The organism is Achromobacter sp. Root83 (assembly GCF_001428845.1).
Classification (GTDB): Bacteria; Pseudomonadota; Gammaproteobacteria; order Burkholderiales; family Burkholderiaceae_B; genus Achromobacter.
Window position 1 is genome coordinate 16,082 of the sequence record NZ_LMIU01000026.1, and the last position, 22,447, is coordinate 38,528.

20 protein-coding genes are annotated in these 22,447 nt (G+C 65.5%); 17 read left to right on the forward strand and 3 right to left on the reverse strand.

From position 1 onward, the window contains the following. Positions 1–10: 10 nt before the first annotated feature. The 8 genes from ftsW (at position 11) to lpxC (ending at position 9,242) form a co-directional block, all read left to right on the forward strand. On the forward strand, positions 11–1,204 hold the full coding sequence (gene ftsW, locus ASE30_RS25500; RefSeq protein WP_057287081.1) for a putative lipid II flippase FtsW: 1,194 nt from the start codon (positions 11–13) through the stop codon (positions 1,202–1,204). Positions 1,205–1,215: 11 nt separating this feature from the next. Beyond that, positions 1,216–2,289 (forward strand): undecaprenyldiphospho-muramoylpentapeptide beta-N-acetylglucosaminyltransferase, encoded by a 1,074-nt coding sequence (murG, locus tag ASE30_RS25505; protein WP_057287235.1) that lies wholly within the window; start codon positions 1,216–1,218, stop codon positions 2,287–2,289. Then, positions 2,286–3,692 carry a UDP-N-acetylmuramate--L-alanine ligase gene (gene murC / locus ASE30_RS25510; protein ID WP_057287082.1) on the forward strand — a complete coding sequence of 469 codons (1,407 nt, stop codon included), beginning with the start codon at positions 2,286–2,288 and terminating at the stop codon, positions 3,690–3,692. The genes murG and murC overlap by 4 nt, the downstream gene beginning before the upstream one ends. After that, positions 3,689–4,639: a D-alanine--D-alanine ligase gene (locus ASE30_RS25515; RefSeq protein ID WP_057287083.1), complete on the forward strand. Its 951-nt coding sequence runs from the start codon at positions 3,689–3,691 to the stop codon at positions 4,637–4,639. The genes murC and ASE30_RS25515 overlap by 4 nt, the downstream gene beginning before the upstream one ends. A gap of 12 nt (positions 4,640–4,651) precedes the next feature. Then, on the forward strand, positions 4,652–5,476 hold the full coding sequence (locus ASE30_RS25520) for a cell division protein FtsQ/DivIB (RefSeq protein WP_057287084.1): 825 nt from the start codon (positions 4,652–4,654) through the stop codon (positions 5,474–5,476). A 4-nt stretch (positions 5,477–5,480) separates the two neighbouring features. Continuing rightward, complete coding sequence (gene ftsA, locus ASE30_RS25525) at positions 5,481–6,707, forward strand: cell division protein FtsA (RefSeq protein ID WP_006217473.1); 1,227 nt, start codon at positions 5,481–5,483, stop codon at positions 6,705–6,707. Positions 6,708–6,893: 186 nt separating this feature from the next. Then, entirely contained in the window at positions 6,894–8,078 is a 1,185-nt protein-coding gene (gene ftsZ / locus ASE30_RS25530) for a cell division protein FtsZ (RefSeq protein ID WP_057287085.1), read from the forward strand. Positions 8,079–8,318: 240 nt separating this feature from the next. After that, on the forward strand, positions 8,319–9,242 hold the full coding sequence (gene lpxC, locus ASE30_RS25535) for a UDP-3-O-acyl-N-acetylglucosamine deacetylase (protein ID WP_057287086.1): 924 nt from the start codon (positions 8,319–8,321) through the stop codon (positions 9,240–9,242). A gap of 197 nt (positions 9,243–9,439) precedes the next feature. On the opposite strand, the gene ASE30_RS25540 is transcribed toward lpxC, so the two are convergent. After that, positions 9,440–9,847 carry a DciA family protein gene (locus tag ASE30_RS25540; protein ID WP_082601735.1) on the reverse strand — a complete coding sequence of 136 codons (408 nt, stop codon included), beginning with the start codon at positions 9,845–9,847 and terminating at the stop codon, positions 9,440–9,442. 126 nt (positions 9,848–9,973) lie between these two features. Here ASE30_RS25540 and ASE30_RS25545 point away from each other — a divergent pair, with 126 nt between their 5' ends. From ASE30_RS25545 to ASE30_RS25585, 9 genes are all read left to right on the forward strand, one after another. After that, positions 9,974–10,945 (forward strand): M23 family metallopeptidase, encoded by a 972-nt coding sequence (locus tag ASE30_RS25545; RefSeq protein ID WP_057287088.1) that lies wholly within the window; start codon positions 9,974–9,976, stop codon positions 10,943–10,945. Positions 10,946–11,135: 190 nt separating this feature from the next. Beyond that, the gene (secA, locus tag ASE30_RS25550; RefSeq protein WP_057287089.1) at positions 11,136–13,871 is read left to right on the forward strand and encodes a preprotein translocase subunit SecA; all 2,736 of its coding nucleotides are present in this window, start codon (positions 11,136–11,138) and stop codon (positions 13,869–13,871) included. A gap of 15 nt (positions 13,872–13,886) precedes the next feature. Beyond that, on the forward strand, positions 13,887–14,606 hold the full coding sequence (locus ASE30_RS25555; protein ID WP_057287090.1) for a VOC family protein: 720 nt from the start codon (positions 13,887–13,889) through the stop codon (positions 14,604–14,606). Between the two features lie 186 nt (positions 14,607–14,792). Then, on the forward strand, positions 14,793–15,548 hold the full coding sequence (locus tag ASE30_RS25560; RefSeq protein WP_057287091.1) for a GntR family transcriptional regulator: 756 nt from the start codon (positions 14,793–14,795) through the stop codon (positions 15,546–15,548). Next, positions 15,545–16,531, forward strand: coding sequence for a tripartite tricarboxylate transporter substrate binding protein (locus ASE30_RS25565; protein ID WP_057287092.1), 987 nt, complete (start codon positions 15,545–15,547; stop codon positions 16,529–16,531). The genes ASE30_RS25560 and ASE30_RS25565 overlap by 4 nt, the downstream gene beginning before the upstream one ends. Before the next feature lie 59 nt (positions 16,532–16,590). After that, a complete protein-coding gene (locus ASE30_RS25570; protein ID WP_057287093.1) occupies positions 16,591–18,285 on the forward strand; it encodes a thiamine pyrophosphate-binding protein in 1,695 nt (564 codons plus the stop codon). Between the two features lie 174 nt (positions 18,286–18,459). Continuing rightward, on the forward strand, positions 18,460–19,239 hold the full coding sequence (locus ASE30_RS25575; protein ID WP_057287094.1) for an SDR family oxidoreductase: 780 nt from the start codon (positions 18,460–18,462) through the stop codon (positions 19,237–19,239). A gap of 66 nt (positions 19,240–19,305) precedes the next feature. Next, on the forward strand, positions 19,306–19,764 hold the full coding sequence (locus tag ASE30_RS25580) for an Lrp/AsnC family transcriptional regulator (protein ID WP_057287095.1): 459 nt from the start codon (positions 19,306–19,308) through the stop codon (positions 19,762–19,764). A gap of 161 nt (positions 19,765–19,925) precedes the next feature. Next, on the forward strand, positions 19,926–20,537 hold the full coding sequence (locus tag ASE30_RS25585) for a gamma-glutamylcyclotransferase (protein WP_057287096.1): 612 nt from the start codon (positions 19,926–19,928) through the stop codon (positions 20,535–20,537). A gap of 3 nt (positions 20,538–20,540) precedes the next feature. Here the strand turns inward: ASE30_RS25585 and mgtE are convergent, their stop codons facing one another. Both mgtE and ASE30_RS25595 read right to left on the reverse strand, forming a co-directional pair. After that, positions 20,541–22,013, reverse strand: a complete 1,473-nt coding sequence (gene mgtE, locus ASE30_RS25590) for a magnesium transporter (RefSeq protein WP_057287097.1) — start codon at positions 22,011–22,013, stop codon at positions 20,541–20,543. A gap of 10 nt (positions 22,014–22,023) precedes the next feature. Then, positions 22,024–22,434, reverse strand: coding sequence for an acyl-CoA thioesterase (locus ASE30_RS25595; protein WP_057287098.1), 411 nt, complete (start codon positions 22,432–22,434; stop codon positions 22,024–22,026). Positions 22,435–22,447 lie beyond the last annotated feature (13 nt).

Here is a 22,447-nt window from a genome sequence, read left to right on the forward strand (position 1 = left end):
AGGCTGTGCAATGAGCCTGATCGCCGATCTCACCGCCAGCGTCAATGCCGTACGGCCCGGCCGTACCCGCATGCGCAATTTCGATCTGCCGCTGGTCATCGCGGCATCGACGTTGCTGCTGCTTGGCTTGCTGATGGTGTATTCGGCATCGATCGCGCTGGCCGACGGTCCGCGCTATGCATCCTATGGCCGCTATTACTTCGTGATCCGCCATGCGGTATTCGTGAGCGTCGGGCTGGTCGGCGCCGCCGTGGTCCTGGCGATTCCCATCCGAGTCTGGCAGCGGATGGCGGTACCGCTGTTCGTGGTGGCGATCGTCCTGCTGGTCGCCGTGCTGATCCCCGGCATCGGCCGCGAAGTCAACGGCGCGCACCGCTGGATCCCGCTGGGTCCGCTGAATTTCCAGCCGTCCGAACTGATGAAGCTGGCCGCCTTGCTCTACGCCGCCGATTACACCGTGCGCAAGCAGGAGCACATGCAGGCGTTTGCGCGCGGCTTCCTGCCGATGGCGGTCGCGCTGGCCGGCGTGGGCATGCTGCTGCTGCTGGAGCCCGACCTGGGCGCCTTCATGGTGATCGTGGCTATCGCCATCGGCATCCTGTTCCTGGGCGGCATCAACGGCAAGTACTTCAGCAGCCTGCTGGCGGTGCTGGTGGGTACGTTCCTGATGCTGATCTGGCTGTCGCCCTGGCGCCGCGCGCGCCTGTTCGCGTACCTGGATCCCTGGAACGAAGACAACGCCTACGGCAGCGCCTATCAGCTTTCGCACTCGCTGATCGCGCTGGGCCGTGGAGAATGGCTGGGGGTGGGCCTGGGCGCAAGCGTCGAGAAGCTCCATTACCTTCCCGAAGCGCATACCGACTTCCTGATGGCCGTGGTGGGCGAGGAACTGGGCTTTGCTGGCGTCATGCTGGTGATCTCGCTGTTCGCCATCATCGTCTACCGCGGTTTCGACATCGGCCGCCAGGCCATCGCGATGGAACGCACGTTCGCGGGCCTGGTCGCGCACGGCGTGGCGATGTGGTTTGGCGTGCAGTCGTTCATCAACATGGGCGTCTGCCTGGGGCTGCTGCCCACCAAGGGCCTGACCTTGCCACTGATGAGCTACGGCGGTTCGGGCGTGGTGATGAACCTCTGCGCGCTGGCGATGATGATCCGGGTCGACGTGGAAAACCGCATCATGATGCGCGGGGGGCGGGTATGAACGCCGCTGCGATGACTCCCCGCACCATCCTGATCATGGCTGGCGGCACCGGCGGCCATATCATGCCGGGCCTGGCCGTGGCCGATGTGTTGCGCGAACGCGGCTGGCGCGTGCTGTGGCTGGGCAATCCCGAAAAAATGGAGGGCAGGCTGGTGCCGCCCCGCGGTATCGAGCTGGTACCCCTGCGCTTTCAGGGCGTGCGCGGCAAGGGCGCATCCGCGCTGCTGAAGCTGCCTTTTCTTCTGCTGCGCGCTTTCGCGCAAGCCTGGTCGCGCCTGTCCGACGTGCGTCCCGACGTGGTGCTGGGCATGGGCGGCTATGTGGCGTTTCCGGGCGGCGTGATCGCCGCGCTGCGCGGCACGCCGCTGGTAGTGCACGAACAGAACGCCGTCGCCGGCACCGCGAATAAATGCCTGGCGAAGATGTCGCGCCGCGTGCTGAGCGGTTTCCCCGGCGTCCTGCCGAAGGGCGAGGCGATGGGCAACCCGGTGCGCGCCGACCTGTGCGCCTTGCCGGACCCGGCCCAGCGCTATGCCGGCCGCAGCGGCGCGCTGCGCGTGCTGGTCGTGGGCGGAAGCCTGGGGGCGCAGGCGCTCAATACCGCCGTGCCGCAGGCGCTGGCGCGCTTGCCGCTCGACAGCCGGCCGATGGTGGTCCATCAAGCCGGCGAACAACATTTACCCGCGCTGCAGCAAGCCTACGCCCAGGCGGGCGTGACGGCGGATTGCCGCGCATTCATCGATGACATGGCGGGCGCCATGGCCGACGCGGATCTGCTGATCTGCCGCGCGGGCGCCATGACGGTGTCGGAAGTGGCCGCGGCGGGCGTCGCGGCGCTTTTCGTGCCGTTCCCGCATGCGATCGATGACCATCAAACCGCCAACGCGCGCTTCCTGAGCGACGCGCAGGCCGCTTGGCTGCAGCCGCAGACCGCCATGACGCCCGAGTGGCTGGCGGACTGGCTCGCCCAGCGTTCCCGACAAGAACTGCAGGCCGTTGCCGTTCGGGCCCGCGCTCATGCGCGCCCCGACGCGGCGGCCCATATCGCCGACGTCTGTGAACAAGCAGCGGGGCGTTCATCATGAAACACAGAATTCAACATATCCATTTCGTGGGCGTGGGCGGCTCGGGCATGAGCGGCATCGCCGAAGTGCTGCTCAACCTGGGCTACACGGTCAGCGGTTCCGATCTGAACGAGTCGGCCGTGACGCGCCGCTTGGCGGGCCTGGGCGTGAAGATCTCGATCGGCCACGTTGCCAGCAACGTCACCGGCGCTGGCGCCATCGTGACGTCCACGGCGGTGGCGGGCGACAACCCCGAAGTGATCGCGGCGCGTTCCGCGCGCATTCCGGTGGTGCCGCGCGCCATCATGCTGGCCGAGCTGATGCGCCTCAAGCGCGGTATCGCCGTGGCCGGCACGCACGGCAAGACCACCACGACCAGCCTGGTGGCCAGCGTGCTGGCCGCCGGCGACCTGGACCCGACGTTCGTCATCGGCGGCCGCCTGAATTCGGCCGGCGCCAACGCGCGGCTGGGGCAGGGCGACTACATCGTGGTCGAGGCCGACGAATCCGACGCCTCGTTCCTGAACCTGCTGCCGGTGATGGCCATCGTGACCAACATCGATGCCGATCACATGGATACCTATGGGCACGATGTGGCGCGCCTGAAAAGCGCCTTCATCGAGTTCACGCAGCGCCTGCCTTTCTATGGCAGCGCGGTGGTTTGTTCGGACGACGCGAATGTGCGCGAGATCATGCCGTTCATTTCGCGTCCGATCACGACATACGGGCTGAACCCGGAAGCGCAGGTGCGCGCCTACGAGGTGCAGGCGGAAGGCACGCGCATGCGTTTCAACGTGCAGCGCACGCATAGCGACACGCTGCTGCCACCCCTGCAGGTCGAACTGAACCTTCCCGGCCTGCATAACGTGCGCAACGCGCTGGCCGCGATTGCGGTGGCGACCGAGCTGGGCGTTTCCGATAACGCGATCTGCGAGGCGCTGGGTGCATTCAAGGGCGTGGGCCGCCGCTTCACGCAGACGGGCGATTTTCCGGTGCCGGCCAACCATGGCGGCGGCACGTTCACCGTGATCGACGACTATGGTCACCACCCCGTGGAAATGGCCGCCACCCTGGCCGCCGCGCGCGGCGCCTGGCCGGACCGCCGCATCGTGCTGGCCTTCCAGCCGCACCGCTACACCCGGACGCGGGATTGCTTCGAAGACTTCGTGCGCGTGCTCGGAACCGCCGACGCCGTGCTGCTGACCGAGGTCTATGCCGCCGGAGAGCCGCCGCTGGTGGCCGCGGACGGACGCGCCCTGTCGCGCGCATTGCGCGTGGCCGGCAAGGTCGAGCCGGTGTTCGTGGAAGACGTGGCCGAACTGCCGCAGGCGATGGTGGATTTTGTGCGTGACGGCGACGTCGTCATTGTTATGGGAGCGGGTTCGATCAGCAAGGTCCCCGCCCAGGTAGGAGAGCTGGCATGAGCACGCAATTCGGCAAGGTGGGTGTGTTGTACGGCGGCCGTTCCGCCGAGCGCGAAGTGTCCCTGATGTCGGGCAAGGGCGTGCACCAGGCGCTGACCGGCGCCGGCGTGGACGCGCACCTGTTCGACACGGGCGAGCGCAGCCTGGCCGAGCTGGCGGCCGAAGGCTTTGACCGCGTGTTCATCGCGCTGCATGGCCGCTATGGCGAAGACGGCACGATCCAGGGCGCCCTGGAGCTGTTGGGCATCCCCTATACGGGCAGTGGCCCGATGGCCTCGGCGCTGGCCATGGACAAGACCATGACCAAGCGCATCTGGCTGCAGCATGGCCTGCCCACGCCCGACTTTGAATTGCTGGACGCCGACACGGAGCTGCGCCTCGTGCCTGACCGCCTGAGCCTGCCGCTGATCATCAAGCCGCCGCATGAAGGTTCCACCGTGGGCATCACCAAGGTGGTGGGCTATTCCGACATGAAGGAAGCCTACGCCGCGGCGGCGCGCTTCGACAGCGAAGTCCTGGCCGAGCAGTTCATCACCGGCCGCGAGCTGACCGTGGCGGTGCTAGGTTCGGGCAAGTCCGCGCGTGCGTTGCCGGTGATCGAAATCGCCGCGCCCGGCGGCAACTACGACTACGAACACAAGTACTTCTCCGACGACACGCAGTACTTCTGCCCGGCCGCCTTGCCCGCGGACGTGGCTGAAGAAGTCGCCCGGGTTGCCGTTAAGGCCTATCAGACGCTGGGCTGCGAAGGCTGGGGCCGCGCCGACTTCATCCTCGACCGCGACAACCGGCCCTGGCTGCTTGAAATGAATACCTCGCCCGGCATGACCGGCCATTCCCTGGTGCCCATGGCCGCGAAGGCCGTGGGGATCAGCTATGCCGATTTGTGCGTAGCGATCCTGTCCGAGGCGTCGTGCAAAGTGCACAGCCCCGCCCGCAACGCTTGACCTGGATATTCCGTGTGGAACGACGCTCGCACTACCAACCTGATCGCCAACACGCTTGCCGTGCTGGCGGTTTGCGCCATGCTCTTCGCGGGCGTGGTGTGGGTAGCGCAACGCCCGTTCTTCACGCTGTCGGCCATCGAGCTCGAATCGATGCCGGACACCGAACTGCACTATGTGTCGACCGGCGCGGTGCGCTCGGCGATCGCGGGCCGCTTCAAGGGCAACTTCTTCACGGTGGACCTGGACGACGCGCGGGAGATCTTCGAGTCCGTTCCGTGGGTGCGGCACGCGACCGTGCGGCGGATCTGGCCCAATGTCCTGCGCGTGCGGATCGAGGAACAGCAGCCCCTGGCGCTGTGGAACGAGAACCAGATGATCAACACCTGGGGCGAGGCGTTCACGGCGAACACGGGCGAGGTGGACGACGAGACGGTGCTGCCGCAGTTCGCCGGGCCCGAGGGCACGGAATCGCTAGTCGTGCAGCGCTATGCCGAGCTGGCGCGCTGGTTCGCGCCGCTGGACATGCACGTGCAGCAGTTGGAACTGAGTCCGCGCTACGCCTGGCGCGTCGTGCTTTCCAACGGCATGTTGCTGGACCTGGGCCGCGATCCGGGCGCCGATGCGCCGGACCCGCACGGCCTGCCGGGCGCATTGCCGTTCGCCGCCCGTATTCAACGCTTTGTGCAGGCGTGGCCCGCTGTGTCGGGGCGCCTGGAAGGGCGCACCATCACGCAGGCCGACTTGCGCTATCCGAATGGTTTCGCCCTGGCGCTGGCCCCGTTGCCCGCGTCGGAAACCAAATCCAAATCCACACCGAAACCTCCCAAGAAACGCTAACGCCATGACCCGTGACATCAAGGACCTTATCGTCGCCCTCGATATCGGCACCAGCAAGGTGGTGGCTGTGGTGGCTGAAATCCTGCCTGAAGGCCGCTTCGAAGTGCTTGGCCTTGGCCAGCACGAATCGCGCGGCATGCGCAAGGGCGTGGTCGTCAACATCGAGACCACTGTGAATTCCATCCAGCGCGCGCTTGAAGAAGCCGAGCTGATGGCAGATTGCAAGATTCGCGACGTCTACACCGGCATCGCCGGCAGCCATATCCGCAGCTTCAATTCCAGCGGCATGGTCGCCGTGAAAGACAAGGAAGTCACCGCCACCGACGTCGCCCGCGTCATCGAGACCGCCAAGGCGGTGAACATTCCGACCGACCAGCAGGTGCTGCACGTGCTGACCCAGGAGTTCATCGTCGACGGCCAGGAAGACATCCGCGAACCGATCGGCATGAGCGGCCTGCGCCTGGAAGTGCGCGTGCATATCGTGACGGGCGCGGTCAGCGCCGCCCAGAACATTGTGAAGTGCGTGCGCCGCTGCGGGCTGGAAGTGCAGGACCTGATCCTGCAGCCGCTGGCTTCGAGCCTGGCCGTGCTGACGGCCGACGAAAAGGAGCTGGGCGTCGTGCTGGTCGACATCGGGGGAGGCACCACCGACGTGGCGATCTTCACCGGCGGCGCGATCCGCCACACCGCCGTGCTGCCTATCGCCGGCGACCAGATCACCAACGACATCGCGGCCATGCTGCGCACGCCGACGCCCGATGCCGAGGAAATCAAGCTGCGCTACGGCGTCGCCAAACAGGTGCTGGCCAGCCCGGACGAATCCGTGGAAGTGCCGGGCCTGGGTGACCGCGGCCCCCGCCAGGTCAAGCGCCAGGCGCTCGGCGCCGTGATCGAGCCGCGCGTGGAAGAGCTGTTCACGCTGGTGCAGCAGGTGGTGCGCGACTCCGGCTACGAGGACCTGCTGGCTTCCGGCGTGGTCCTGACCGGCGGATCGGCGCAGTTGCCCGGCATGATCGAACTGGCCGAGGACGTGTTCCTCAAGCCCGTGCGCGTGGCGGTGCCCGAATACGAAGGCAGCCTGGCCGACGTGATGCGCAATCCGCGCTTCTCGACGGTGATGGGTCTGCTGCAGGAAGCGCGTATGCAGCGTGTGCGAGGCCGCAAGGTGGCCGCCCAGACAGGCAATTTCAAGAGCCTGCTGGCGCGCATGAAGGAATGGTTCATGAATTAAAGGGTGCAGGTTGGGGCCTGCTCCTTGGTGCGATCCGCGGCGGTTTTGCGGGGCGTGCCAGAAAGAGGAGGCGTCTCAAACCCGTGGCGGGCCTATGTAGCCGGCGTCGGCTTTGAGGCGATTCACAAATATAGGTTGTTGGGGAATTTTTGTGATTTGCAAAATCGGACTTGTGAGGGAGTCATCATGATGAACTTTGAGATGCTAGAGAACAACACCAAAGGGACCGTAATCAAGGTCGTTGGTGTGGGCGGTGCGGGCGGCAATGCCGTGGCGCACATGATTCGCAACGGCGTGCACGGCGTGGATTTCATCTGCGCCAACACCGACGCGCAAGCGCTGTCGGCTACCAATGCCCCGGTGCAGATCCGTCTGGGCCGCACCGGCCTGGGCGCGGGCGCCAAGCCCGAACAGGGACGTGCGTCGGCTGAAACCGCGCGCGAGGAGATCCGTGCCGCGCTGAATGGCGCGCACATGGTCTTCATCACCGCCGGCATGGGCGGTGGCACCGGCACCGGCGCGGGTCCGGTCGTGGCCGAGGTGGCGAAGGAACTGGGCATTCTGACCGTAGGCGTGGTCACCAAGCCCTTCACCTTCGAAGGCAACAAGCGCCTGAAGATGGCCGAGGACGGAATCTCGGAATTGGCCAAGCACGTGCATTCGCTCATCGTGGTGCTCAACGAGAACCTCTATGAACTGATGGACGAGGACGCGACGCAGGAAGACTGCTTCCGTTCCGCCGACGACATCCTGCACAACGCGTGCGCGGGTATCGCCGAAATCATCAACGTCGAAGGCAACGTCAACGTCGACTTCGAAGACGTGAAGACGATCATGGGCGAACAGGGCCAGGCCATGATGGGCACGGCGTCGGCTTCTGGCGCGGACCGCGCCCGGGTGGCCGCCGAGCACGCCATTGCCTGCCCGCTGCTGGAAGGCGTGGACCTGAACGGCGCTCGCGGCGTACTGGTCAACATCACCGCCAGCCGCTCGCTGAAGATGCGCGAAACGCGCGAAATCATGGAAACGATCCGCAGCTACGCTTCGGACGACGCGACCGTGATCTTCGGCACCGCCTACGACGAGTCCATGGGTGAAAACCTGCGCGTGACCGTGGTTGCAACCGGCCTTGGCCGCGCGCAGGCACGTCCGCAACTGGTTCAGACCACGGCGGAAGTCCTGCGCACCGGTACCGACAACATGCCCATGGGCACGATGGCGGCCGGCCAAGGCGGCGACTACCGCAACCTGGACATGCCGTCTGTCATGCGCAATCCGCGCAGCCAGGCGTCGGCCCAGGTGCGTGCTCTGGAAAGCTCGGGCATGGATCATTTCGACATTCCGGCGTTCCTGCGCAAGCAGGCGGATTGAACCTTAGAGCCGGCCAACGGCTCTAAATGCACTCCCTCATCTCCGGCCCGCCTGTCCCCTCGGGCGGCCGGAGGCAGAGCGGTCCGTGTTTCCCTTGCACGGCATCAAAAAAGGGACGGAGGTTCAGGTCGATCCCGACACCGCGATGGCGGCAAGGATCGGACAGAGTTACAATACGTCAGTTACGCCGGCAAACTATTCACTATCTTGCCGGCTTCCTGGCTCAAATTCCCAAGTCTCATGTTCCGACAGCGCAGCATTCAGAATCTCGTCCGCACGACAGGCGTCGGCGTCCATTCAGGACGGCGGGTGGAGCTCACCTTGCGCCCGGCACAACCCAATACCGGTATCGTGTTTCACCGCGTGGACTTGCCGCAGGTCGTGGACCTGCCTGCTCAAGCCACGGGCGTGGGCGATACGCGCATGGCGTCCGTGCTGCAGCAGGGCAATGTCCGCGTGTCCACGGTGGAACATCTCATGTCGGCCCTGGCCGGCCTGGGTATCGACAACCTGCATATCGACCTTACTGCCGAAGAAGTCCCCATCATGGACGGCAGTGCGGCGACGTTTGTTTATCTGTTGCGCTCGGCGGGCATCGTCGAGCAAAACGCCCCCAAGCAATTCATCCGCGTCTTGAAGCCGGTGGAAGTGCGCGAAGGCGAAGGCCGCTCCGAGAAGTGGGCCCGGCTGGAACCCCATGAGGGTTATGCGCTGGCGTTCTCGATCGACTTCCGTCATCCCGCCATCGACTCGACGGCCAATTTTGCCGAAATCGATTTCGCGACGCACTCGTATGTGCGCGAGATCGCCCGGGCGCGCACCTTCGGTTTCGTGAACGAAGTCGAGGCCCTGCGGTCGATGGGCCTGGCCCGAGGCGGCAGCCTGGACAACGCCATCGTCATGGACGAGTACCGCGTGCTCAACAGCGACGGGCTGCGCTATGACGACGAATTCGTGAAGCACAAGATCCTGGACGCCATTGGCGACCTGTATCTGCTGGGCAAGCCCCTGGTGGCGCGCTACGTGGCGTGCAAATCGGGGCACGGGCTGAACAACCAGTTGGCCCGCGCGTTGCTTGAGCAGCGCGATGCCTGGGAATTGATTACCTATGAATCGCAGGCAGAAGCGCCCCAGGCGTTTCGCCACGAATGGAAGCTGGCTTAACGCCCAGCTTTCAAGCCGGGCCCGGCCGCCGGGGTGCTCCCCGATCCAAGCGCGCGGGTTCCTGCTTAAGGATGGCGCCGGCCGCCATCCCCTAGCGCGATAGTCGCAAACCGGTAGCAGACCATCGGGCCATCGGCCTGAAAACTTGGTTTCGCTACGTTTCCGGGCAGGCGAAATGCCGGACAACGGGGGTGGCGTCAGCTACTCTTGTGGTGCCTCAAGAGCTTGGCGACCGCATCCGCCAATGCGCCTGGACGCAAGTTGTCGTGCAGCGATTCGAACGCGCCCAGGGCCTTGTCGCCCAGGGGTTGCGCCTCTTTGGGCGGGCGCGGCTGACGGGCGCCGGGCTTGGGCAAACCCGCTTGTACCTTGATGGCAATTTCGTTAAGGTTCCACCCTTGGTCCGCGAGCGACCGCGCAATGCGCGGCGCCAATTGACGCATCTTGGCCGCATGAGCGGCACTAGGCACCACCAGGTGCAGGCACTGGTTTTCCAGTTTGCCAACCTGGCACACGGCGCCCAGCGGGGCGGGCAACACTGCCGCCACCGCATACTGGATTTGCAAGTGCTTGCGGGCGGTCGCCAATACGCCGGCGCCCCGCATGTCATGACCCAGCCATCCCAGGGCGGTATTTTCTGCCCTTCGGCTGGACCCGGAACGTTGACGGTATGAAGAGGGTCTATTCATGCCGGCTCTAAGATTAGGAAGCAAACCTTGAAAATCGTGATTATGCACGCCCGCGAAGGGCAGGACGGGCATTTCACCCTGGGAGGCGCACATCTGGCGTTGTTTCTGGGGTGCGCCCTGATGACCGCGGCCATTTTTGGCGCGGCGCTACAACGATACATCACTCCCATCCTGCCGGCGGTCCATACGGTGGGCTGGCCCTTGTCGGATCAGCCCGGGCGCGACGCCGATTTCCTGCGCGGAAACATGAATCTGCTGGCCGCGAAGGTGGGGGCGCTGCAGGCCAAGCTGGTCAGCATCGATGGCCTGGGCCAGCGCGTGGCCAAAGTGGCGGGCGTGGCCTACACCGATCCCGAATTGGCAAAGCAGTTGGCCGTGGCGCAACCCGAAGCGCTGATCCAGCCGGAAGCCACGCAGGTCATGGACGACCTGTTCACCGATCATCCCCCGCCCAGCGCGGCGTCGGCCGAGGCGCTAGGCCGCCAGCTCGACGAAATACAGGCACGGCTGTCTCAGCAGACGGACAACCTGAAGCTGCTGGACGCTGCCTTGACCAAGCGCTCGGCGGACCAGGCCCGCATGCCGACCGCCATGCCGATCACCGACTATCCCTATCTGTCTTCCTCCTATGGCTGGCGCCGTAATCCGGTGACGGGACGTACCGCCATGCACGAGGGATTGGACTTCGCCGCGCCCGCTGGCACGCCCATCCTGGCGGCCTCGGGCGGGGTGGTGCTGGAATCCAAGTTCCAGCCGGGCTTTGGCAATATGGTCGAAATCGACCATGGCGATGGCCTGATCACCCGCTATGCCCATGCCTCTTCGCTGATGGTCAAGCAGGGGCAGCTCGTCGAGCGTGGCCAACAGGTGGCCCGCGTAGGCAGTTCCGGCCGTTCGACCGGCCCGCATCTGCACTTCGAGGTCCGGCTTGCAGGCCAGCCCCTGGATCCCCGCCTGTTCCTGGGGCCGCAGCAGCATGCGCCGCCCGCCATCGCCCAGGCCGCCACGCCCTGAACCCTTGGCCGGTTGGCTGGTCAAACCGGTCAACAATGCTACCCTGGTAATAGGTTCAGGCTATTGCGCTCCAGGTGCGTTAAACTGGTTCGTTTCCCAGCGGACCCCCGCTCAACCAATAACATCAAGTCACGGGTGACGCTGCCCAAGCGCTTTTGTGTGCGGCGTGGCTCGTGCGGCCGACATACGCATGGTTTCTCTGCTCAAAAAACTCATAGGTAGCCGCAACGATCGGCTGCTTAAGCAGTATCGCAAGCTGGTAACCCAGATCAATGGGCTAGAACCCAAGATCTCCGCGCTCTCCGATTCGGAGCTGGCGGCCAAAACCGAGGAATTCCGTTCCCGCCACGCCCAGGGCACATCCCTGGACGACCTGCTGCCCGAGGCCTTCGCCGTTGTGCGCGAAGCGGGCAAGCGGGTGTTCGGCATGCGCCACTTCGATGCGCAACTGCTGGGCGGCATCGCCCTGCACAGCGGGAAGATCGCGGAAATGCGTACGGGCGAAGGCAAGACGCTCATGGCGACGCTGCCCGTCTACCTGAATGCCATCGCTGGCAAGGGCGTTCACGTGGTGACCGTGAACGACTACCTGGCCCGCCGTGACGCGGAATGGATGGGGCGCCTGTACCACTTCCTGGGAATGAGCACGGGCGTGGTGGTGCCACAGCAGCCCAACGAAGAAAAGAAAGCCGCCTACGCGGCCGACATCACGTACGGCACCAATAACGAATTCGGCTTCGACTATCTGCGCGACAACATGGAATACCGTGTTGAGGACCGCCGCCAGCGCGTGCTGTTCTATGCAATCGTCGACGAAGTGGACTCGATCCTGATCGACGAAGCCCGCACGCCGCTGATCATTTCCGGCCAGGCCGAAGATCACACCGAACTCTATATCCGCATGAACGCGGTGCCGCCGCTGCTCAAGCGCATGGCAAGCGAGCCCAAGCCGCAGGAGCCGGAACCCGAGGGCGACTACTGGGTCGACGAAAAGAGCCAGCAGGTCTACCTGTCCGAAGCCGGACACGAGAACGCCGAAGCGATCCTGGCCCGCCTGGGCATCCTGCCCGAAGGCGAGTCGCTGTACGACCCGCGCCATATCGCGCTGATGCACCACCTGATGGTGGCCCTGCGCGCCAACAACCTGTTCTTCCGCGATCAGCAGTACGTCGTGCAGGACGGCGAGGTCGTGATCGTCGACGAATTCACGGGCCGCCTGATGGTGGGCCGCCGCTGGTCCGATGGCCTGCACCAGGCTGTCGAGGCCAAGGAAGGCGTGAAGATCCAGCACGAAAACCAGACGCTGGCATCGATCACGTTCCAGAACTACTTCCGCATGTACGAAAAGCTGTCCGGCATGACGGGCACGGCGGACACGGAAGCCTACGAATTCCAGGAAATCTACGGGCTTGAAACGGTCATCATCCCGACCAATAAGCCCATGATCCGCAAGGACCAGAACGACCAGGTGTTCAAGACCGATGGCGAGAAGTACAACGCCATCCTTGAAGACATCCGCGACTGCCACGAGCGTGGGCAGCCCGTGCTGGTGGGCACGACCAGCATCGAAAATTCCGAGCTGCTGTCGGGCCTGCTGAAAAAGGCCAAGCTGCCGCACGAAGTGCTCAACGCCAAGCAGCACGCCCGCGAAGCCGAAATCGTCGCCGAAGCCGGCAAGCCCGGCCATATCACCATCGCCACCAACATGGCGGGCCGCGGCACCGACATCGTGCTGGGCGGCAGCGTCGACAAACAGGTCGACCTGATCCGCGCCGACGAATCCTTGTCCGATGCCGAGAAGACCGCTCGCATCGAGAAGGTGCGCGCCGAATGGAAGCCGCAAAATGAGCAGGTAAAGGCCGCGGGCGGCCTGCGCATCATCGGCACCGAGCGCCACGAATCGCGCCGCATCGACAATCAGCTTCGCGGCCGCGCCGGCCGCCAGGGCGATCCGGGCTCGTCCCGCTTCTACCTGTCGCTGGAAGATTCGCTGATGCGCATTTTCGCGGGCGACCGCGTGCGCGCCATCATGGAACGCCTGAAGCTGCCCGAGGGCGAGCCCATCGAGGCCGGCATGGTGACGCGTTCGATCGAGACCGCGCAGCGCAAGGTGGAAGGCCGCAACTTCGACATCCGCAAGCAATTGCTGGAATACGACGACGTCGCCAACGATCAGCGCAAGGTGCTGTATTCGCAGCGCAATGACGTGCTGGAAGCCGCCAGCGTGGGCGCCACCGTGCAGAACCTGCGCGACGCCGCCGTGACCGAACTGTTCAATACGTACGTGCCGCCTGAGTCGGTGGAAGAGCAGTGGGATATCCCGGCGCTGCAAAAGGCGCTGGAAGCCGACTGGCACCTGCATCTGCCTCTGACCGAGATGCTGGAAAAGGAAGAGAGCCTGACCGACGAAGACCTGCGCGAACGCGTGGTGGCCGCGGCGCGCGATGCGTACCAGGCCAAGGTCGATCAAGTCGGCACGGAGTCCTGGTCGCAATTCGAGCGCTCGATCATGCTGCAGGCGATCGATACGCACTGGCGTGAACACCTGTCGGCGCTGGACTACCTGCGCCAGGGCATTCATCTGCGCGGTTACGCGCAGAAGAACCCCAAGCAGGAATACAAGCGCGAAGCCTTCGAGCTGTTCTCGGGCATGCTGGACCGCGTCCGCGACGATGTGGTCAAGGTGCTGATGACTGTGCGTGTGCAGTCGTCGGAGCAGGTCGAACAGGCCGAAGCCGAGGCGGCGCAACCGCACGTGCAGAACGTGCAGTACCACCATTCCGACTACGACGAAGCGCTGGCCGCGACCGAGTCCGACGACAGTGCCCAGCCCGTGCGCAACGCATTGCCCAAGGTCGGCCGCAACGACCCGTGCCCTTGCGGCAGCGGCAAGAAGTACAAGCAGTGCCACGGTAAGCTGGTCTGATAAAGGGAAACCGTCATGCTGCATTCCGTTGGCCGCACTGAATTCGACCACGCTGTCGTCATGGTGCGCGACCGGCTGGATGCGCTGGCGCCCCATTTCGAACGCCAGGGTTTCCACCTGAGCGACAAGGCGGTGCACAACCTGGGGTCGTGCAACCGTCTGATCGTGCTGGAAGGCACGTACGTCGAGTTGCTGGGATGGCCGCCGGGCGCGCCGCCCGCGCGCAAGGAAATCGCCGATTCCGCCTTCGGGCTGGAGGCGCTGGTGTTCCGCACCCATGACGCCGAAGCCACCTACCAGCGGTTGCGGGATGCCGGCTTTGCCGTGAATCCCGTGCAGGAACTGACTCGGCCCGCCCTGCTGGATGGCCAGGAAGTTCAAGCCCGCTTTCATACCGTGCGTTTCGCCGAGCAGCCGCTGCCCGGCATCCGCATGTATTTCTGCCGCCATCTGACGCCCGAGTGCGTCTGGTCGCCGGATCTCATGGCCCATCCCAACGGCGCGCGCAGCCTGCAGCGCATCGATGCCCGCGCGGCAGACGCCCGCGGCGTTGCCGAACGCCTGGCTCTGGTGGCCGGTGTCAACGCCGAGCCCGCCACGGGCGGCTGGGATGTGCCGCTGGCGAACCTGCGCATCCACGTGGCGCAAGATGCCGCTGCGCAAACCCCCGTGCTTTCCACGCTTACCCTGGAGAACCGGGACGGCGCGCACTACACGCTGGATACCGGCTTGTAGCTCGCATTTCTTGCGGGCTGCCGCGCTTGGCTGTCGCCAGGCGCCTTCCCTGATGTCATCCAAACGAGCCCCTGCCGCCGGCGGGAGACTGCGTCCGTCCGGGCAAACCCGAGTTGCCGATCAAAGTGTATGCACTTTAGTATGCACTTTGTCCCCGCTGGAAAATGGCCTCAGGTAATCCCCGGTATGCCGCTCTCCCCACCCGCAGTCCGACCCAGTGCCCGTACCTCGGCGGGCCAGGCGGAGTTGTATGGCGCCGTCAAGGCGATGGCAGTGCGCTTTGAGTTCAAGCCGGGCGAACGCATCAACGAGGTCGAGCTTGCGCGCAGGCTGAACGTCAGCCGCACGCCGCTGCGCGAAGTGCTGAACCAGCTCATGGTCGAAGGCTTTCTGACCCGGTCCGTGAACCGCGGCTTTATCGCCCGCTTGCTGGACGCCAAGCAGATCCACAGCCTGTACGAGTACCGCGCGGTGCTGGAGGCTGGCATTGTGCGCGCCGCGTGCGAGCGCGCAACCGACGAGGAACTGGCCAGCCTGCGGGCTTTCGTGGAGCGTTCGCGCGATGAGCCCGACGACAGCGACGCCGCGCGCTTGCTGGAACTGGACGAAGCCTTTCATCTGGCCCTTGCCCGCTGTTCGCGCAACGACGAATTTGTGCGCGCGCTGGAAAGCGTCAATGCGCGCATCCACTTCGTGCGCTGGATCGACATGCAGCAAGGCCGCCGCGGCCATACGCAGGGCGAGCACCTGCGCATCGTGCAGGCGCTGGAGCAGCGTGACATCGACGCCTTGCCCGGCCTGATGAGCACGCACATCGGCCGGCGGCTGGACCAGATCACCGACGTGATACGCACCGGTTTTTCAACGATTTACATGCGGGACCAGGCCGAACCCGCCAAGGCAGCGCCGGCCAACACCACAACAGCAGGGGAAAATAAATGAATCACACGATGAAGCGGGTACTGGCCGCGGTATGCACGCTGGCCGCCGCGGGAGGCGCCGTTATCGCCACGCCCGCCGTCGCCGAGGAACGGCCGTTGGTGCTGGTCGTACCGTATCCGCCGGGCGGGAGTACCGACATCCTGGCGCGCATCCTGCAGCCGCGCCTGTCGCAACAGTTGGGCGGACGCGCGGTCGTGGTCGAAAACCGTCCGGGCGCCGCCAGCCAGATCGCGACGGCATTCGTGGCGCGCGCCGAGCCGGATGGCAACACGCTGCTGGTCAGCTTTGACAACCACGGCATCAACCCCGCCGTGAAGCCCAAGCTGCCCTACGACACGTTCAAGGACTTCGTCGCGATCGGGCAGACCGTGCGCTTTCCGCTGGTGATCGGGGCGAACCCGAGCGTGCCTGGGGATAACCTGAAAGAGTTCCTGGCCGAAGCCGCCAAGCAGCCGCCGAACAAGTTCAACTATGCCTCGACCGGCGTGGGTTCGCTGAACCATCTGGCGCCGGAAGAGCTCAAGCGGCTGTCCAAGGTCGAGCTGCTGCACGTGCCGTACGGCGGCGGCGGTCCGGCCATCCAGGCCGTGGTGGGCGGACAGGCCAACATGACCTGGTTGAGCTTCGCGGCGCTGCGCGGGCAGATCCAGGCGGGCAAGATCAAACCGCTGGCCGTGGCCGGCGAGAAGCGCCTGCCGGAACTGCCGAATGTGCCGACGGTGGCCGAGTCCGGGTTTCCGGGCTTCGTCGCCTATTCGTGGAGCGGCATGTTCGCCCCGAAGGGCACGCCCGAGGCGACGGTGAAGAAACTGACGGCGGACTTCAAGGCCGTACTGGCCGACCCGGACATCCGGAAGAAGGTAACGGAAGCGGGCTTCGAGATCGTGGCATCCGACGGCCCGGCGCTGGATGCGTACGTGAAGTCGGAGTACGACCGCTGGAGCGCCTTTATCAAGAGCAGCAACATCAATCTGGATAACTGAGCGGTGGATGGCCGGACGGCGCGCCGTCCGGCCGTGCCCGTGAAACACGTGGAGATGACATGGAAAACCTGACCGGCGCCGAAGCCATGGTGCGGATGCTGCAACACAACGGCGTCAAACATATTTTTGGCCTGTGCGGCGACACCAGCCTGCCGTTCTACGACGCGCTGTATCGCCTGGATCACGGCATGCAGCACATCCTGACGCGCGACGAACGCAGCGCCGGCTACATGGCGGATGCCTACGCCCGCGTGACCGGCAAGGTTGGCGTGTGCGAGGGCCCCAGCGGCGGCGGCGCGACCTATCTGCTTCCCGGCCTGGTGGAAGCCAATGAATCGTCGATCCCGGTACTGGGTATTACCTCGGACGTGGCGGTTGGTTCCCGCGGCAAATACCCGCTGACCGAACTGGACCAGGAAGCGCTGTACCGTCCGCTGACGAAATGGAACCGCACGATCGACCGCGCGGACCAGATTCCGGGCATGGTGCGGGCGGCGTTCCGCGCCATGACAACCGGCAAGCCTGGCGCGGCGCACCTGTGCTTTCCGTATGACGTGATGAAGCAGCAGGTGGATGCGTCCGACATCTGGGCGCAGCCCGAACACGGCCGCTTCCCGGCCATGCGCTCCGCGCCGGATCCGGCCGACGTGGCGCGTGCCGCGCAGCGTCTGGTGGGCGCCCGCTCGCCCGTGATCATTTGCGGCGGCGGCGTGGTCATCGCCGGCGCCAGCGGCGCCTTGCAGGAATTGGCCGAGACGCTGAAGGCCGCGGTATGCGTGACCGTCAGCGGGCAGGGGAGCCTGGCCGATACGCATCCGCTCAACGCGGGCGTGGTGGGCTCCAACGGCGGCGTGATGGCTTCGCGCGACGTCGTGGCCGCCGCTGACGTGGTGCTGTTCGTAGGGTGCCGCGCCGGATCGACGTCGACCGAACACTGGCGCTTCCCGAGCCGCGACGTGCCCATCCTGCACATCGACATCGATCCGATGGTGATCGGCGCCAACTATCTGACCGAAGTCGGCCTGGTGGGCGACGCCAGGCTGGCGCTGGAGGCGCTGGGCGCCGAGGTGCAGGCCCGCCTGGCGCACCGGCCCTCGGATGCGGCCGACGGCGCGGTGCTGGCAGGGCGCGCCAAGGCGGCGCGACTGGCCCAACTGGAGCCGCTGGCCAACAGCCTGGAGGCCCCCATCCGGCCCGAACGCGTGGTGCAGTCGTTGAACCGACTGCTGCCCGACGACGCGGTGGTCTGCGCCGATCCCGGCACGCCTTGCCCGTATTTCTCGGCTTATTACGATGTGTCGCGCCCCGGCCGCCACTTCATCACCAACCGGGCGCACGGCGCGCTGGGCTTTTCCATGTCGGCGGCGCTGGGCGCGTGGGTAGGCCGCCCGCAATCCAAGTGCGTGTCGGTGATGGGCGACGGCAGCTTCGGCTTCACCGTGGGCGAGCTGGAAACCATCGTGCGCCACAAGGCCCCGCTGCTGATGATCGTGTTCTCGAACTCTGTCTATGGGTGGATCAAGGCCAGCCAGAAGGCCGGCTACGACAAGCGCTACTACAGCGTGGATTTCAACCGCACCGACCATGCGCGCATCGCCGAAGCCTATGGGGTGAAGGCGTGGCGCGTCGAGGATCCGGCCAAGCTGGATGCCGCGATCAAGGCCGCCATGGAGCACGACGGCCCCGCGCTGATCGATGTGGTCGCGCAGCCGTTGCAGGATGCCGCCGCGCCCGTCAGCCAGTGGATGGGTTGATGCGGTAGCCGCGTCAGCGCCGTTGGGGTCCTTTGGGGCCCCATTTTTCATTGCGGTCGCGGGGTGGGGCCCGGCGCCGGCCTTGCCGGGTTGAGCTCCCTCCTATACTGTTTCCGCTTCGGAGGGGCGGACCGAGGGGCTGTCCGTCCTGGGCGCGGAACAGAGGAGTCAGGCATGGATCTTGGGATCAGCGGCAAGACGGCACTGGTGTTTGGCGGCAGCCGGGGGATGGGCAAGGCGTGTGCCCTGCGATTGGCGCGCGAGGGCGTGGCGGTGACGATCGCGGCCCGCAATCCGCAGACGTTGGAGCAGGCCGCCGCCGAGATTTCGCGCGAGACCGGCATTGGCGTGGGCTGGGTATCGGCCGACCTGACGCTGCCGCAAGGCCGGGATGCGGCCCTTGCCGCCTGCCCGCATCCCGACATCCTGATCAACAACGCCGACGGCCCCTTGCCGGGGGACTTCCGGGACTGGTCCCGCGAAGACTGGATCGCCGCGCTGGACGCCATGATGCTGGGGCCGATCGACATGATCCGGCGGGTGGTGGATGGAATGGTCGAGCGCCGTTTCGGCCGCATCGTGAACATCGTGTCGCGTAGCGTGAAGGCGCCGCATGCCGAGCTGGGGCTGTCCAACGGCGCGCGGTCGGGCCTGGTCGGTTTCGTGGGAGGTCTGGCCCGGCAAACGGTGCGCCACAACGTCACCATCAACAATCTGCTGCCGGGCGCCTTCGCGACGGACGCGCAGACCCGGCACATCCAGGGCATGCTGGAGCAGTCGGGCAAGACCTTCGAGCAGCTCTGGGACGAGCGGGCGCGGTCGAATCCCGCCGGGCGCTACGGACGGCCCGAGGAACTGGGGGCGCTGTGCGCCTTTGTCTGCTCCGCGCACGCCGGCTACATGACCGCACAGAGCCTGCTGATCGACGGGGGCGGCTACCCGGGCACCTACTGATCGCGCCTTGCTGGACGCGGGCCGGAGTACAAGGCAAGATTGGCACCCATCGCGTCAAGGACATCCATGGATCAGACCGACATCAAGATTCTGGCGCTGCTGCAAAAAGATGCCACCTGTTCGGTCGCCGACATTGCCGAACGGGTGAACCTGTCCGTGACGCCCTGCTGGCGCCGCATCCAGAAGCTCAAGGACGACGGCGTCATTGCGCGCAATGCGATCTTGCTGGATCCGCGCGCGCTGGGGCTGAACCTGACCGTGTTCGTGTCCATCAAGACCAGCCAGCACAACGAAAAATGGACGCAGAGCCTGATCAACGCCGTCATGGCGCTGCCCAACGTGGTGGAATTCCACCGCATGGCGGGCGATATCGACTATCTGCTCAAGGTCGTGGTGGAAGACATGGCGGCCTATGACCGGTTCTACCGCCGGCTGATCGGCGCGGTGGACCTGCTGGATGTCAGCGCCAGCTTCTCGATGGAAATCATCAAAAGCACCACCGAACTGCCGTTGGGCGCGGTGTAGGCGCGGGCGCGCAATTTTTTTCCTCGGAGCAGCGCTTTGGCGGACGCAAATTTCTTTCTGCGTGTTGCAAGGGCCCCATCTCGCAATTCTTTTGCTCAGGCGGCGGCGTAGGATATCGCTCACTCCAGCCATGGAATGAACCGGGATATCAGAGGACCCTTATGTCGTTTGCAGTACCCGCCGGCTGCGCCGGACTGGCAAAGACGCGGCAGGCGCTTTCGGTGGATGACCTCCTGGCCGGCTGGAACGGCGCCGACGATCTGTGGGTGTTCGCCTATGGCTCCCTGATCTGGCATCCCGGCTTTGCGTGGCGCGAGCGCCGTCTGGCGACGGTGCGTGGTTATCACCGTTCCCTGTGCCTGTGGTCGCACGACCATCGCGGGTCTCCGGACAACCCTGGCCTGGTGTTCGGGCTGGATCGTGGCGGATGCTGCCGCGGCGTCGCGTTCCAGATTGCGGCCTGCGATGTGCCGGCGGTGTTCCAGGCGCTGTGGCGCCGTGAAATGGTCACCGGCGCCTATAGTCCCCGCTGGCTCACCTGCCACACCGAAGCCGCGCCGGTGCGCGGATTGGTATTCCTGCTGAACCGGGCGTGCCAGGAATACGCGGCCGATATCGGCGACGAACGCCTGCTGGCGTCCGTGCGCAATGCCGTCGGGCATTCCGGGCCCTGCCTGGATTACGTGATGGAAACCGAGCGCGCGCTGCGCGCGCACGGTATCGACGACTGGCGTCTGGGCGACCTGGTCCGCAAGCTGGGCCAGGTGTTCTGAGGGCTACAGTAGAAAGATCGTCGCCAGGCCCAGAAAGATGAAAAACCCCAGGGAATCGGTGGCGAAGGTAAGCAACACCGAAGACCCCATCGCCGGATCCTTGCCGAAGCGCGCCCGCACCATCGGCACCAGCACCCCGACCGATGCGCCGACCAGCATGTTGCAGATCATGGCGGCCATCATGACCAGCGCGATGGACATCGAGCGCGAGATCACCCAGGCGAACAGGGCGGCCACGACGCTGCCGCACAGTCCCACCAGCAGGGTCACGAACAGTTCGCGCTTCACCAGTTGCCATAGATTGCGCCCGGTGATCCGGCCCATGGCCAGCGCCCGGATGATGAGCGTCATGGTCTGATTGCCCGAGTTGCCGCCGATGCCCGCCACGATCGACATCAGAAACGCCAGGATGACGATCTGGCTGACCGTGCCCTCGAACCGGGAGGCCACGAACGAGGCCGTGGCGGCGGTACAGAGGTTAAAGAGCAGCCAGGGGGCGCGGTTGCGCAGCGCGGTGGTGACCGGCGCGAAGATGTCTTCCTCTTGCAGGCCGGCCCGGGACAGCGCCTGCTCTTGCGAGTCTTCGCGCATCACGTCCACCACGTCGGCGATGGTGACCCGGCCGATCAGGCGGCCCTGGTCGTCCATCACGGGGGCGGAGACCAGGTCGTAGCGTTCGAACGCGCCAGCGGCATCGGCGTCGGAGTCCAGCGGGTTCAGCGCCAGGAAGTCCGAATTCATCACGGCGCGCACTTCGGTTTCGGGCTCGCTGACCAGCAGGCGCGATAGGGGCAGGATGCCTTGCAGCTTGTCCTGGCGGTCCACCACGAAGATCTGGTCGGTGTGGTCGGGCAGCTCGTGCAGGCGGCGCAGATAACGCAGCACGACTTCCAGAGTGACGTCCTCGCGCACGCGCACCATCTCGAAGTCCATGATCGCGCCCACGCTGTCTTCCGGATAGCCCATGGCTTCCAGCAGTTGCGCGCGTTCTTCGTCGGTCAGGCCTTTCTGTACTTCCGCCACCACGTCGGGCGGCAGGTCGGGCGCCAGGTCGGCCAGCTCGTCGGCATCCATGCTGCCGGTGGCTGCGACCAGGTCTTGGCGGTCCATCGCCTCGATCAGCGATTCCCGGACCCAGTCTTCCACTTCCAGCAGGACGTCGGCGTCGTGCTCGGGGCTGACCAGCTTCCAGATGGACTGGCGCTCGTCCTTGGGCAACGATTCCAGGATGAAGGCGATGTCGGCCGGATGCAGGCCATCCAGCAGCGTCTTGAGTTCGGCTTCGTGCTGGCGATGCACCAGGTCTTCGACCAGCGTCGCCTTGGCGTCGCCTTCTTCCTGGCGATGCACCAGGTCCGCGACCAACTGCTGGCGGCGCAGGCGTTCCTGCACTTCGGCCAGGGCGGTCTGGGCGTCTTCCGGGTCGAGGCGGCGAGGCGTCGCGGGCGGTTTCTGCGCGGCGGCGGACTGCGTCATGCGTTACGGCTCAAAGTATGGGAAGGGGGCGGCTGCGCCGCGCTTCGTCGGTGGCGACGTAGGTCAGCGTGGCCTCGGTGACCTTGACGACCTCGGCGTCCAGCCGCTGGCGTTCCGCGTAGACCTCGACCGACACCGTGATCGATGTGGTGCCGGTCTTGGCGATGGACGCGTAGAAACTGAGCAGGTCCCCCACGAATACGGGTTCTTTGAACTGGAAGGCGTTGACCGCCACGGTGGCCACGCGGCCAGCGGCGCGCCGGGCGGCGGGGATCGATCCGGCGATGTCGACCTGGGCCATGATCCAGCCGCCAAAAACGTCCCCGTGAATGTTTGCATCGGCCGGCATCGGCATGACGCGCAACACCACGTCGCGATGGGCAGGCAGAGTCGTAAACGGGGTTTTGGTACTGGAGGTCATGCGGCCGACTCCA